The sequence below is a fragment of the Sporosarcina sp. P12(2017) genome (assembly GCF_002743035.1).
GTDB classification, from domain to species: domain Bacteria; phylum Bacillota; class Bacilli; order Bacillales_A; family Planococcaceae; genus Sporosarcina; species Sporosarcina ureae.
The window spans coordinates 124,090-137,891 of record NZ_PDYL01000008.1 but is presented as its reverse complement, the minus strand read 5'-3'; the positions used below and the strand labels follow the sequence as shown (position 1 = coordinate 137,891).

At 45.1% G+C, this 13,802-nt stretch carries 14 protein-coding genes and 1 riboswitch; of the genes, 6 read left to right on the top strand and 8 right to left on the bottom strand.

The genetic code is table 11. From position 1 onward, the window contains the following. The first annotated feature begins 109 nt into the window (after nt 1-109). Nucleotides 110-218: riboswitch (TPP riboswitch) on the top strand. Between the two features lie 70 nt (nt 219-288). From CSV80_RS08440 to CSV80_RS08425, 4 genes are read left to right on the top strand one after another with little or no spacing between them, the layout of a single operon-like run. Continuing rightward, complete coding sequence (locus tag CSV80_RS08440) at nt 289-888, top strand: thiamine phosphate synthase (protein ID WP_099670462.1); 600 nt, start codon at nt 289-291, stop codon at nt 886-888. Next, entirely contained in the window at nt 872-1,078 is a 207-nt protein-coding gene (gene thiS / locus CSV80_RS08435) for a sulfur carrier protein ThiS (RefSeq protein WP_081657899.1), read from the top strand. The genes CSV80_RS08440 and thiS overlap by 17 nt, the downstream gene beginning before the upstream one ends. Continuing rightward, complete coding sequence (locus CSV80_RS08430; RefSeq protein WP_099670461.1) at nt 1,075-1,848, top strand: thiazole synthase; 774 nt, start codon at nt 1,075-1,077, stop codon at nt 1,846-1,848. Before thiS ends, CSV80_RS08430 begins: the two co-directional genes overlap by 4 nt. Continuing rightward, nucleotides 1,845-2,861 carry a ThiF family adenylyltransferase gene (locus CSV80_RS08425; RefSeq protein ID WP_029053920.1) on the top strand — a complete coding sequence of 339 codons (1,017 nt, stop codon included), beginning with the start codon at nt 1,845-1,847 and terminating at the stop codon, nt 2,859-2,861. The genes CSV80_RS08430 and CSV80_RS08425 overlap by 4 nt, the downstream gene beginning before the upstream one ends. 430 nt (nt 2,862-3,291) lie before the next feature. On the opposite strand, the gene CSV80_RS08420 is transcribed toward CSV80_RS08425, so the two are convergent. The 3 genes from CSV80_RS08420 to CSV80_RS08410 form a co-directional block, all read right to left on the bottom strand. Then, entirely contained in the window at nt 3,292-3,990 is a 699-nt protein-coding gene (locus tag CSV80_RS08420; RefSeq protein WP_099670460.1) for an ABC transporter ATP-binding protein, read from the bottom strand. 4 nt (nt 3,991-3,994) lie between these two features. Continuing rightward, the gene (locus CSV80_RS08415; protein WP_099670459.1) at nt 3,995-5,065 is read right to left on the bottom strand and encodes an ABC transporter permease; all 1,071 of its coding nucleotides are present in this window, start codon (nt 5,063-5,065) and stop codon (nt 3,995-3,997) included. Nucleotides 5,066-5,272: 207 nt separating this feature from the next. Then, nucleotides 5,273-5,719: a hypothetical protein gene (locus CSV80_RS08410; protein ID WP_099670458.1), complete on the bottom strand. Its 447-nt coding sequence runs from the start codon at nt 5,717-5,719 to the stop codon at nt 5,273-5,275. 119 nt (nt 5,720-5,838) lie between these two features. Here CSV80_RS08410 and CSV80_RS08405 point away from each other — a divergent pair, with 119 nt between their 5' ends. Beyond that, nucleotides 5,839-6,729, top strand: coding sequence for a MerR family transcriptional regulator (locus CSV80_RS08405; protein WP_099670457.1), 891 nt, complete (start codon nt 5,839-5,841; stop codon nt 6,727-6,729). Here the strand turns inward: CSV80_RS08405 and CSV80_RS08400 are convergent. The 5 genes from CSV80_RS08400 to CSV80_RS08380 form a co-directional block, all read right to left on the bottom strand. Then, complete coding sequence (locus CSV80_RS08400) at nt 6,726-8,129, bottom strand: cryptochrome/photolyase family protein (RefSeq protein ID WP_158231874.1); 1,404 nt, start codon at nt 8,127-8,129, stop codon at nt 6,726-6,728. The two genes, CSV80_RS08405 and CSV80_RS08400, sit on opposite strands and share 4 nt — an antisense overlap. A 23-nt stretch (nt 8,130-8,152) precedes the next feature. Next, nucleotides 8,153-9,883, bottom strand: coding sequence for a DUF2207 domain-containing protein (locus tag CSV80_RS08395; protein ID WP_099670455.1), 1,731 nt, complete (start codon nt 9,881-9,883; stop codon nt 8,153-8,155). A 78-nt stretch (nt 9,884-9,961) separates the two neighbouring features. Further along, nucleotides 9,962-10,456, bottom strand: coding sequence for a DUF1648 domain-containing protein (locus CSV80_RS08390; protein ID WP_099670454.1), 495 nt, complete (start codon nt 10,454-10,456; stop codon nt 9,962-9,964). A gap of 16 nt (nt 10,457-10,472) precedes the next feature. Then, nucleotides 10,473-10,859: a hypothetical protein gene (locus CSV80_RS08385; RefSeq protein ID WP_099670453.1), complete on the bottom strand. Its 387-nt coding sequence runs from the start codon at nt 10,857-10,859 to the stop codon at nt 10,473-10,475. Between the two features lie 83 nt (nt 10,860-10,942). After that, a complete protein-coding gene (locus CSV80_RS08380; protein ID WP_099670452.1) occupies nt 10,943-12,139 on the bottom strand; it encodes a class I SAM-dependent rRNA methyltransferase in 1,197 nt (398 codons plus the stop codon). 405 nt (nt 12,140-12,544) lie between these two features. Here CSV80_RS08380 and CSV80_RS08375 point away from each other — a divergent pair, with 405 nt between their 5' ends. Further along, the gene (locus CSV80_RS08375; RefSeq protein ID WP_099670451.1) at nt 12,545-13,282 is read left to right on the top strand and encodes an MBL fold metallo-hydrolase; all 738 of its coding nucleotides are present in this window, start codon (nt 12,545-12,547) and stop codon (nt 13,280-13,282) included. Nucleotides 13,283-13,802 lie beyond the last annotated feature (520 nt).

Genomic DNA, 13,802 nt, shown 5'->3' with positions numbered 1-13,802 from the left:
TGGTGTAGAAATCGGTATCGGTAATCAAATCGCTGAATGAGTACATATGTAAAAGAAACTCTTTTCATTCCGCCACACACATGATAAGCTAGTTGTGAAAACCAAATATTTTGACTATTAGGGGAATCCTTCACAAGGACTGAGAAAAGAGTGTGGCTCTGAAACCCTTATCACCTGAACAGGTTAGCACCTGCGGAGGGAAGTGGCGAGTCGTACCGTACGTATTTCTGTCGACATTTCTACCACTTTCCGATTCGGGAAGTGGTTTTTTCTATTGGAGGGGAATGAATGGAATTACTTGGCGTGACCGACGACCGTCTTTCAATTGATGAACTTACGCTACACTTGCAGCAGACTGCACCGTTTCTTGACGCCATCATTTTGCGGGAAAAGTCCAAGACAGATGAACAGCTTATAAATATAGTCACGCGCCTTGCAAGTGCTGGATTTCCACTCAACAAGCTCATTCTACATGCCAGACCTCACCTAGCTAGCAGGCTGAACTTATCAAAAGTACAGCTGACCGGTTATGGCATGTCTTTACCAGATGCACATCAAGAATTTCCTGAGCTGGCATTCGGTTGCTCGATTCATTCGTTGGCAGAAGCAAAGGAAGCTGTGAAAGAAGGAGCAGACTGGCTTTTGTACGGGCATATTTTCGCGACGAAATCGAAGCCCGGATTGCCAGCGCGCGGCACGGAAGAATTGTTTTCTATTGCAGAGTGTAGTTCGATTCCCGTGTATGCGATCGGTGGAATTCAGCCGCGTCACTTGCCCAATTTACAGCGAAACAATGTAGCAGGTGCTGCCGTATTATCCCCTATGCGTTCACTAAAAGTCTTACAAAGTTATAGAAATGGAGTGTCGTCTGATGGAGAAAATGATTGATTTGAACGGAAAATCGTATTCGGTCGTTCCGGAAGTAGGGACGATTCAGCAGTTACTTGAGCATTTAGGACTTGGCGATCGTATTTTGATTGTGGAGAAAAACAAAGAAATTTTGCAGAAAGATTACTATGACGCACCAATTATGGACCGAGACCAAATTGAAATCATACATTTTGTAGGAGGCGGATGAAAATGTTAAAAATAGCAGATAAAAAATTCTCTTCACGGTTATTACTAGGTACGGGGAAATATCCTTCATTTAAAATACAAAAGCAAGCAGTTGCGGTATCAGAAGCAGAGATCCTGACGTTCGCGGTACGACGCATGGATATTTTTGAGAAGTCACAGCCCAATTTCCTCGAACAACTAGATTTAACGCGCTATACATTGCTACCGAATACGGCAGGAGCGAGCACAGCAGAAGAAGCTGTACATATCGCACGTCTCGCAAAAGCATCCGGACTTTGCGACATGGTAAAGGTGGAAATCATCGGGTGTAGCCGTTCATTGCTCCCCGATCCCGTGGAAACATTACGCGCGTCTGAAATGCTGTTAGAGGAAGGCTTCATTGTATTACCCTATACGTCAGACGACGTAGTGCTTGCAAGAAAACTATGTGAATTAGGTGTTCACGCTATCATGCCGGGTGCTGCGCCGATCGGTTCGGGCAGAGGCATTCTGAACCCACTGAATTTATCCTTTATTATTGAGCAATCCAATGTACCTGTCATCATTGACGCAGGCGTCGGCTCGCCAAAAGACGCGGCTTTTGCGATGGAACTCGGAGCAGACGGCGTTTTACTGAATACCGCAGTATCGGAAGCCGCAAATCCTGTCATGATGGCAGAGGCAATGAAGTTGGCGATTGAAGCGGGTCGTCTCGGCTATAAGGCAGGACGTATGCCAGTACGCGATTATGGCGTAGCTAGCAGTCCGACTGAAGGGCTCGTGACAAATTGAGCAGTAAATATTCTCGGCAAGAGTTGTTTGCACCTATCGGACTAGTTGGGCAACAACGTATCCGCGAAGCAAAAGTTTTCGTCCTAGGAGCTGGTGCACTCGGCTCTTCCGGAGCGGAGATGCTGGTGCGTGCAGGTGTCGGCGAACTGACGATTGTCGATCGCGATATTTTGGAGTGGACTAATCTTCATAGACAACAATTATATACAGAGCAAGATGTGATCAATCAATTGCCGAAAGCGATCGCAGCGGAAAGTCGATTACGTGCTATCAATAGCGATGTGAAAGTTCGCGGGATTGTGGCGGATGTAACGCCTGAAAACGTCCTCGAGTTATTCGAAGGACATCAGTTCATTCTCGACGGCACAGATAATATAGAAACTCGGTTACTAGCAAACGACGCTGCATTACAACTCGGCATACCATTCTTCATGGGTGCTTGCGTCGGTAGCTACGGGCTGACGTTTCCTATCGGTGTAAAAGAAGGATCGCCCTGCCTGCATTGTCTGCTCGAAGCTTTGCCGCCACAGTCTTTGACTTGCGATACAGTCGGCGTCATCTCGCCAATCGTTGTCACAACTGCCGCTCGTCAAACCGCCGAACTGCTGAAGTGTATAACGGGCGCGACGATGGAACCCCGCCTCGAATCCGTTGATCTATGGACAGGCGAACGCGCCGCAATGAACGTGCAAAGCATGAAGAAACCCGGTTGTCCAAGTTGCTCAGACACCCCAGTCTATCCTTATCTGTCTGCTAATGAAGTCATGCGGACCGCTGTACTGTGCGGACGCGACACCGTGCAACTGACATGGCCGAAAAACCGACAAGTAGAACTAATACCATTTGCCGAATCCATCCGCGATATCGTTTCTAATTTAAAACAAAACCCTTATTTGGTTTCCTGTGAATATAACGACCATCGCCTCGTGTTATTCCGCGATGGCCGGATGTTGGTGCATGGAACCAAGGATATCACGGCTGCTCGGAAGATTGTGGCTGGTTTGCTCGGGTGATGGTTGGAGAATAGAGCAGTCATGCATAGTTTCATGAGCGGATAACGTGTCTGATAGAGCGGGTAGCTGGCGGCATTGAGCGCTCGTGCGATTTTATGAGCACTTAACTCACTGGATTGAGCGGTTAGCGTGTCGCATTGAGCAGGTAGCCCGCAGCATTGAGCGCTCCTACGATTTTATGAGCGGCTCCAAGAATAAACTCTGGATTGAGCGGTTAACACATCACATAGAGCGGATAGCCGGTTATATTGAGCGCTCCCACAGTTTTATGAGCGGTTAACCCGCTATATAGAGCAGTTAACACATCGCATAGAGCGCTCCACATCGAACATAGAGCGCGCCCCCACAATCCCACCAATAAAAAAACGCTTCAGAAAGCCATAAAACGGCCGTCTGAAGCGTTTATTTCATTACTTATTCTACATCCCACTCACTCAGTCAAACCCAAATCCTTCTCAGCCGTACTCTCCAGCTTCAACACACCATCCGTCATTTTGTACACTTTATCCACGTACTTAATCAACCGTACATCATGTGTCACAACAATGGTCGCCGTCTGATTAGACTTCGTTTCATTACGCAACAACTCCATCACTTCAAACGCTCGATCAGAATCGAGTGAAGCGGTAGGCTCATCTGCTAAAAGAATGGATGGCTTACTGAATAACGCTTTGGCAATCGCCACACGCTGCCGCTCGCCGCCCGATAAATCGGAAGGATAATTCTTGTGTAACTTAGTAATACCTAAATCCTCGCAAAGCTTACGTTGCTCGTCTTTCGACATATTATCTTTTTTCACTTTATTCAGCAATTCCAGCTGCTCATCGACAGTTAAAAACGGCACGAGGTTGGAAGCTTGCAAGATAAAACCAATTTCCTGTAATCGGACTTTAGAACGTTGCTTTTCATTCAACTGCGATAACTCTTTGCCATTAATGATGACTTGCCCTTCGCTTGGAGATTGCAGACCGCCAGCCACCGTCAGGAACGTACTTTTACCTGAACCCGATGGACCGATGACTGCGACCAATTCGCCACGTTCGACTAAGAAATTGGTCTCCTTCATCGCTTCAACGAGCGTATTGCCTTCACCGAACGTCTTTTTCGCGTTTCGTAATTCCAGTACCATCGTCTTACCCCCCTATCGCTTCGAGCGGATCAATTCGGATAATCGTCCAAACCGAAATGACAGCTCCGAGAATCGCCACTACTATTAAAATCAAACCATAAATCATCATGGTAGGTATATCGAACATGATAGGAACTGCATTCGGCAGGAAGCTTCCCGCAAGTAACGTTAGACCAAAGGCGAGGACAACCCCGATTAGCGCAAGAATGAATGTCTGTGCGACAACCGATCTTGCCAAATAAGCACTGGAAATCCCCTGCGCTTTCATCAAACCGAACATGCTGATTTTCTGTACTGTCAATACGTACAAGAAAATCGCAACGATTGCAGCTGAAATGACAAATAGGAAGTAAATCATATAGGTCAATGTCAAGTTCTGTTCTGTATAGCCCGGCAGATTCTCGATAAACGTTTCTGTTTCAATGATTTCCGTATTGTCGGGCAAGGATAGTGTATCCCAGTTTTTATCTTTGACGACAACCGCATTGACTACGTCTTTATTCATTGTATAGGCGTCACCGAATTTAATTTTCTGCATATCATTTAACTTCATGTAGAGAATAGGCGATGCATTAAAACGCGCTTTTTCCGTGAAGCCGACAATCGTCAGTTCCGTATCAGATGATGACAACTCGAGCGTATCTCCGATCTTAAAGCCTTCATCTTTCAACACGTCGGATGCCACGACGCCGTTTTGAACGTAAAACGTTGGGTCTCCTTCACTAACTTCTGGCTTAATGAACTCTTCCCTATCAATACCGAAGAGCATAACATTTTGCTTGGTATCACCATTGTTCGCAATGGCACCCATTTGGCTGACAACAGCCGTTTCTTTCGCATCCAGTTCATCGGCTACTTCCTTGTTGAGTGCAGATTCGTATAAGCTCTTATCCGATTCCTCTGTCAGTAAAACCGCATCGACTTTCCATGTGTCAATCGCTTCCCTGTTCATGCTGGCTAATCCATTTGCCAGTCCGGATAGGAAAAACACGAGGAACGACACCAATAGCAAAATCGATGTAATGAGTAAAAATCGTAATTTATTCTTCTTGATTTCGCTCCAGGCTAAAAACATTCATTCTCACTCCTTTTAATCGGATATTTATAGCTACTTCTTTCGATATGCCATGAATCAATATAATTCATAGTCTGATCTTCCGTTTTATTCTACCGACACGAACAAACTGCTATTTTCTTAGTTGTTTACACTTTGTATAATGTTTATATGAGTTGATTATACATAGTTCTAACTATAAATACTAGAATAATTGACTGCATAGACCTACTTTTTACTTTTTGATTTCCTACTGATCAAAAACCCTACGAAGAAACCATATACAGCGTGTCCAGCAATCCACCAGAACAAGGAAACCATGTTCGTGACATTTGGTGTTCTGTCAGAAAACGAAGTCGTCGGATACAGTACTAAACCGATGGCGACATTCACTAAAAAGGGGAATAGAATCGCATGGTTGCGGATGAAACCACTACTTTTATCGTACAACATTGCCAGTATGATACAAAGCACCACCGAAACAATCAGATGAAAAAACACTTCAATTACTTCTGGTAATGCATACTCTTTTATAATAGGTATGTAATCTACATTCAACAACAACGTATATACTTTGTGCCCTGTAATCGACTGCACCGCTTTTAAAAAAACAGCGAGAAAAATACCCGTTATGATACCGATCCACGTACCTTGTACAATATATGTAGTTTTCATTTTGACTCCTTCCTAGAATGTAAAAATAACAGGTTTGACTTGTCTCGTCAAATCTATGTATAATGTTAGACATGGAGAACAGAGCGATGATTGATCGCTAATTCTAGTACACAGAAAGGTTGATTGCTTTGAAGCCGTCGTCTGAAACCCCCACGTATACAATTAAACAGGTTGCAGATCAAACAGGCTTGTCGAGGCAAGTCTTGAGGAAGTGGGAAGAGCGCTATAACATCGTGATTCCACAGCGTCTCGATAATGGCTATCGAATCTATCATGATGAGGACATTCGGTTATTTTTGCTAATGAAGCGCTATGCAGAAGATGGTTTTGCGCTATCACAAGCGGCTGAAATGGCAAAATCCCAGAAGAACTCCACTATTCCATCGAATCCTGAAAATCCCTATTTAGAAGATACACTGAGCGACTTATTGCGTCACGGTAAAAATTGTGATGAGCTAGAATTAAACTTCTCCTTACAAGCGGCCTATCATCGATTAGGACTTGAACACTATCTGCAGCAAATCGTTATTCCATTCTTACAGCAAGTAGGCGATCACTGGGCAAGTGGTGAATGGGATGAATATCAAGAAGCCTTGTCGAGTTTGGTTGTACGGGATCAACTCGTTCAGCTACGTCGCAACTTTCACTATCGGGAAGACTCACCCATATTGCTAGGCGCTTGCCTCCCACATGAATCACATGAAATTCCGGTGCATATTATTTTACTGCAACTAATGCTCAAAGGTTGGCGTACAGCGATGATTGGATCTACACCAGCTCCTGGCGCTATCCAGTCTCTTGTAGAAAAAATCCAGCCTGTCAAAGTGTTGCTGTCGGCATCCACTACGTTTCCGTTTGAGAAAGATCCGCAGATGATACAGGAGTTGGACGAGTTTGCGGGCCAACATCCTAGTACCGAATTTTATCTGGGCGGATATGGAGCGTTCATTTGGGCGGATCGGCTACATCTACAACATATTCATCTACTTGAATCGATTGACGAGATTTAAGAGTTTTTACATGTATCATACGCTGCCAATGCACGTGCACGGGCAGCTTGGTGGTCAACAATCGGAGCGGGATAAGTTGTTCCAATCGTAACTCCTGCTGATTCCAACACATCATTCGGTGCTTTTGCCGGTTGAAATACATACTTTACTGGCATATCCGTTAACTCGGGTAGCCACTTTTTTATATACTGCGCTTCTCCATCAAATTTCTCCGCCTGAAGAATCGGATTAAACACTCTAAAATATGGCGAGGTATCAAAGCCACTGCCCGCCACCCATTGCCATCCCATCGCGTTGTTCGCTAAATCCAAGTCCACCAACGTCTCTTCAAACCACGCCATGCCCTCCCGCCAATTGATCAATAAATGCTTGATCAAAAAAGAAGCTACGACCATCCGCACACGGTTATGCATATAGCCGGTTTCCCATAATTCCCGCATTCCCGCATCGACTAACGGATAGCCGGTATGCCCTGTTTTCCATGCCTCCAACTGACCATCTGCTGGTTGCCACGGAAACTTTTCAAACTCGGGTCGCACAGGTTTCGTCAACATCTCCGGAAAGTACAGTAGCTGGTACTTATCGAAATCCCGCCACGCCAATTGCCGAATAAAAGCTTCCACTTGCTGATCACCGACGTCCTCCGCTGCTGCTACCGCGCCATGCCATAGCGAACGTACGCTGACATTTCCCCAAGCCAAGTAAGGCGACATTCGTGAAACACTAGCTTTCGCAGGAAGGTCCCGTTCCACTAAATAATCGTAGAATCCACTATCTCGGAACGTTTCCCAGCATTCTATTGCGGCTTTTTCTCCAGGTCGCCAATGAATCGCAAGCTTGTCATACCAAGGTTTATCCGATAATAGGCCCCATTGATCTGACGACAAGGACTGTAGTGTAGCAGTAGACGGCACGAGTTCAGGCGCCGCAAGCGGTGTCGCGATCGGCTCTTGGCGCAGTCGCTTCCAAAACGGCGTAAATACTTTATATGGCTGATTCGTTTTATTAAAAATCGCATCAGGCGCAACGAGTAGTGTCCCTTGGAATGAACGCACTTGAACACGCCTTTTCTCACAAGCCTCTGCTACTTCACGTTCTGCTGCACGGCTTTCCGGATCGTACAATTCATTGAAAACAAGCTGATCAGCCCCGCTTTCATCTATCAACTTCATCAACTGTTCAACAGGTTGTCCTTGCCTGACCACGAACTGGGTCTGCTGCTCCGCAAAACGCTCGATTATTTCCAGCAAGCTGTGATGTAACCACCAATCGGAAGCTGCATACCGCGTTTCTGGCAAAATGAAAACGGGCAACACTTCACCATGTGCCGCCGCCTCCACCAATGCTGGATGATCATGCAAACGCAAATCGTTTCGGAACCAAACTATTGTTTTACTCACTCTGTTCACTCCTTATACTTCCCTTAAAATGCACCCGATCCACCGCCTCCACCACCGGTTCCTCCGCCTCCACTGCTACTATCACTGCTTGGAGCGTTGTTTGATACATTGGACGACGCTTGGTTGAAAGAACCTGCGAGGAATACCGGATTATAGACCGCGCCTCCGTAATAAGAGTTTTCATACTGCGCGTCTCCTGTATCCTGTCGATATCTATCTTCGTTACGCGTACGATTTTGATTAAGCAGCTTCTGGGCACTGACGAAATCCTTATAATACGAATCCAGTTCAGGATGCTTCACACCTACTCCGTAAATCAACACACGGAATCGATCATCAAGCGATAGTCCTTCCCATTTCTTCGTATCTAGTTCCTTCATCCATTGACCTACTCGATCCCACTCGAGCTTGAGCAAAGTCCCTTCATAATTATACGGACTGTAAAACAAGGCGAATCCAAATGCAACCAACGTCAAAATACCGACTATGACTAGCTGTACATACAATTCATAATTGATAAAGGAGATGGCGAATCCGATCCCAAGCACACCGATTAGACTTAAGATTACACGTTCTTTCGTAGTCTTGACCTTCAGATCATATTCATTCAATTCTGCTTTTAAAAGATCTTTCCACATGACAAACTTTTTATCAAATGCTTCATAATTCTTCTTTTCTTTTGTGTAACTTTTCAACTCGCTCAATGTAAACTTTTGATCATGGCCGATTTGGAAAAATAACAACTGAATCAGTTGCTTCTCGTGTTCTAATCGGACATTCGCATCGACCAACTCAAACTGCTCATCAGATAGTTGTTTCACATTCCCTTTACGGACGAGATCAAGAAGCGCCGCGGACATCAGCTCGACGGAAGCTACTCCATTCTTGAAAAGAAGTAATGCAGGTAAGCTTATATCATTCAAAGGAACGTAGAAACCATTCGATTCCATCTGATAGTGCGCTTCCTTAACGTATCTTTTCCTCCTAGTATTCGCAATGAATCCAATAAAACCGACTCCAAGAATACCCGCCACTGCACTCACACTACCCACAGTGCCGATCATCTTTTGATTCTGTATGAACTCCTGACGTAACATAGCTGCCATTTCTTGATCCTTTTTCAACGTCGGACGGATGTCACTATCTACTGCAATCATTTCTGGAAATAAAGACGATTCATAAACTACACGAATATCTCCATTATCACCTGCACGGACTTCTCCTAATGAAAATACGACCGTTCCATCCGCTTGTACTTTCCCTGTATTTTCTGCACTATCATAGCCGATGAACATCACATCAGACGCTCGGCTAGGAGGCATTATTGCAATCGTCATATTGCCATAATCGGTTTCATTACGACGGTCAAAAAATGGCCAGTAAAACTGCGCGCCATCATTATATTTTTCCATTCCGTTCCTAATGGTGTACTGCAAATCGAAGATCATGACTTCACTGTCTCCTTTGCGGTGTACACGATATTCAGTATCACGCTTCTCGATTTCTAACTCTTTACCCTTTTCAAAGGCAGTAAAGTCTTTAATTGAAGCCCCTCTTTTCGGTTGAATTTCTCGAATGATCCCGTTAAATTCACTGTCAAAATCATACATATGCTGCTCCTTAACCTGAACAGTGCCATCCGGTTCCAACTGCGCGTTGATTTTCACATCCGAAATGCTGAAATCTACAGCTCCAGCTGTCGTCGGCAGAACAAGGAAAGCTAGTAAAGCGACAAGTAACAGTTTCCATTTCACAAAAAATCACCTCTTATCATGAGTATACGATAAGAGGTGATTATTAGATTCATTTATTGGCAGAATCTTGGAAATACACTACAATTTCATTACTTTATAAAAATAGACACCCATCGAACCGAATAGTAGTACGAGTATCGTGATGAAGATGGGCATGTTTAATGAATCGATTCGAGACAAAGCGATATTGGTCGTCTGCCATATTAAAAAGACAAATAATAGTGTCGAAATGTTTTTAGTGACGTTCATAAATAGCACACCATAGCGGTATTGAATTTCTACGTTATCAGGACGTAAATTCAAGTAATTATACGCATGCGGATACTTCTCCAGCATCCACATCCCTACCCACATGACCACACCTATGATTGGCAACAGCAGTAATTCCATTCTTGAACCATAACGGTCCACTTCCCCACCCGCACCAAAATGCGCAGGAATACGGTCCGGCAATTGATCCCACTGCAGCACTAAATAGACGAGAGCGGCAGCAAATAAAGCGATAACCAACACATCGAACGCTTTCGCAACAACAGGTTTCTCTATGTCCAGCTTCGGTTTTTTCGTCTCCATACCCTCGCCACCTTACTTATGATTCCGTTGCACTCGTCATTTCAAATACATCAAAGACGTTCTCTTTCATATTAAGCGACATGATCTTACCTTGTTTCTCATAGAAATGAATGGATCCTCTGCGGTCTTCCATCATTTCCGTCCAGCCCCATTCCTCAATCGTACGCAAATAATGATCTGGCGGATTGCCTTCGGAGTCACCAATTCCCTTCAACTTATACTTCGCCGATTTAGAAATCTCTCCTACGCAATCCTCAGCTTTCACTTCATACGCTTCTTTCGGAACAGGGAACCCTTGATTGATGATTGCCATGCGGTAGCCGTCTTCGTGACTATATACGTTGGAACAGCCAGTTAGTACTAAGATGGACATCACAGCCAACAGCGCAAGTAGTTGTTTCATATGCCTTCCTCCCGTTTCACGACTTCATTGAATCCATCGTACTAGGAAATATTGACATTGTCACCCCACGTTTTCGTGACGAATTAACGTAACTTTTGCACGATAACTACTTTTAAATAATTAAATTCTGGATAGTCGCGTGGCGTACGGAAATCTCTTGGTAATGAGGATTCTTCCAGTACTTTATAACGTATATCTGTCTCTTTAAATGCTTGCTCAATAAAGCCTTTGAACTTCTTCATACTAAAGCTCGCGTTATTCGTAGAAGCTACAATAATACCGTTCTTCTCCGTAACCGCAATCGCTTCTTTCATCAGCATAGGATAATCCTTCGCTGTACTGAATGTGTACTTCTTCGAACGCGCAAAGCTCGGCGGGTCCAGTACAACTAGTCCGAATTTCATGTCATGACGCTTCGCATAACGGAAATAATCAAAGACATCTATTACTTTAATATCCTGTTGCTCGTAATCGATACCATTGACACTGAACTGCTCAATAGTCTTTGCGACACTACGCTTCGCCAAATCCACACTCGTCGTCTTCACCGCACCACCTAGAGCAGCCGCAACCGAAAACGCCCCTGTATAAGAGAACGTATTCAACACTTCGCGACCATCCGAGTAGTTGTCTCGAATTGTCTCGCGTACATCACGCTGATCAAGGAAAATCCCAGTCATCGCGCCATCATTCAAATCAATCGCAAAGCTCATGCCATTTTCCTTAACAATGATTGGGAAGTCTCCAGGCGTTCCTTTAACAAAATCATCCTGCTCGACATACTGCCCCTTCGAATCAAAACGCTTCTTCTCATAGACCGCTTTATAATCCCCACGCTTATCCAAAACATTATAGACATGGTGACGGAACGCATAAATACCTTCACTGTACCAACTAACCATATAGTAGCCATCGAAATAATCGATCGTCAAACCACCGATTCCATCGCCTTCCCCATTAAACAAACGGTAAGCCGTCGTATCCGGATCATTAGCATACGCCTCACGACGCTCAAAAGCCGTCGCCATTTTCTGATCGAAGAAATCAAAGTCAATCTCTTCTCTTTCATTCGAAGTCAGCACCCAGCCGATACCTTTATTTTGAATTCCATAATAACCCGTAGCCAAATATTTATGGTACCGATCCGTCAAACGAATCAAACTACCTTCCTTCGCCTGAATCTCACTTGTCATCACAGCATCCTTTAAAATCAAAGGATACCCCTTCTTCAAAGCCACCGTGCCCTGTGCATTTAACTGTATTTCAACTAATTTACTCATATCGTCATCCTCAAAGTGTATTTTCTCCATTATCGCATGGATGAACCAAAAGTGAAAGGTGGCGCTTAGAGTCGGCAGGCATAAGACGAAGATGCGAAGCGGCGTTTTTTGCCGCACAGCAGCTTTGACTTATAACCCGAGACTCTGCCACCTGTAACTGGATGACACAAAAGTGAAAGCGGCTCGTTAGGATCGACAGGCATAAGACGGGCTGGACTTGAGGCGCTTTTTGCCTCACGACCAGCACGACTTATGACCCGAGATCCTAGCCGCTGGAACTGGATGACACAAAAGTGAAAGGTGGCGCTTAGAGTCGGCATCTTGAAAAACTACTTATTTTTACGACATTTACCCATCCTTCATTTACAATGAAAGTACCACAATAACCAAACAGGAGGCATGCACATGAACATCATCCCTTTAGGCATCTGGGGCGGCTATCCGAAAGCCAACAGCGCCACCTCTTCATTTCTCATCGAACACGAAGGATTCCATTGCCTGTTCGACTGCGGCAGCGGCGTACTATCATCCCTCCAAAATCACATCGCACTCAACCAGCTCGATGCAGTTGTCATCAGCCACTATCACGCGGATCACATCGCGGACATCGGCAGCCTACAGTACAGCCGTTTGATCCAGTATTATCTCGGACAACCGTCACCCGTCTTGCCAATTTATAGTCACGCACGAGACAAAGAACAGTTTGAGAAGCTGACGTATAAAGAACAAACACGCGGTATCGAAATTCAAGAAAATCAATCTGTAGAAATCGGTCCATTTACCGTCACATTCTGTCCAACCGTCCATCCCGTCTACTGCCTCGCAATGAAGTTCACAGTAGAAGGTCAGTCCGCGGTTTTCACAGCCGACACGGAATGGTCCGACAAGCTTGTGACGTTCTCGCAACACGCAGACATCGTATTCTGCGAGGCCAATCTATACGAAGAACACCTCGGTAAATCACCAGGTCACCTAGCCGGCAGTCAAGCAGGCGCACTGGCAGAGCAAGCAGAAGTGGGGCAACTCATCCTCACCCACCTGCCACATCATGGTGATATTAGTGAAATATTAAATGAAGCAAAGAAAACGTTTAGTGGTTTGGCGGAAATTGCAGAAGTAGGAAAGACGTATGCAGTGCTTTAAAGCTGGAATAGTAAACTGTTGAGTATGAAGGGATTGCAACTCCAGATAGGGGACGCTTTCCCATGGGCGCGACCTTGAGCCAAGCGAACAGCGAAGGGTTAGCTTTGCCGTATTTCTGTGTACTTTGCAGAAATTAAGGCATCAATGCGGGGTCTCAAGGCCCGCGCTGATCCATCGAGTCGCCCCTATCTTCCGTTGCAATCCTAACTATAGAGTGAAAGACGCATATCCCTTACTATCAATAGTATGTGATTGAATAAAAAACCTTGAACCTAGTTAAGTCAAAGTTGGGTCAAAAGCTAATAAAAACTAGATTACAATCCCTCATACAATGCACAACAGAAAGTGTCATCCACTCAGATTGCAAGCGATTGGCGCGGAGGAGGGGCGACTCCCAGAGGATCAGCTCGACAGGTGAGACAACCAATAGGGAGCTCGCAACCTGGTTGGCTCACCGCGAGCCCTCAGGAAAGCGTCCCCTCCGTAGCGCCACCCCCCCACCCCAACAGCCTCTCAGCAC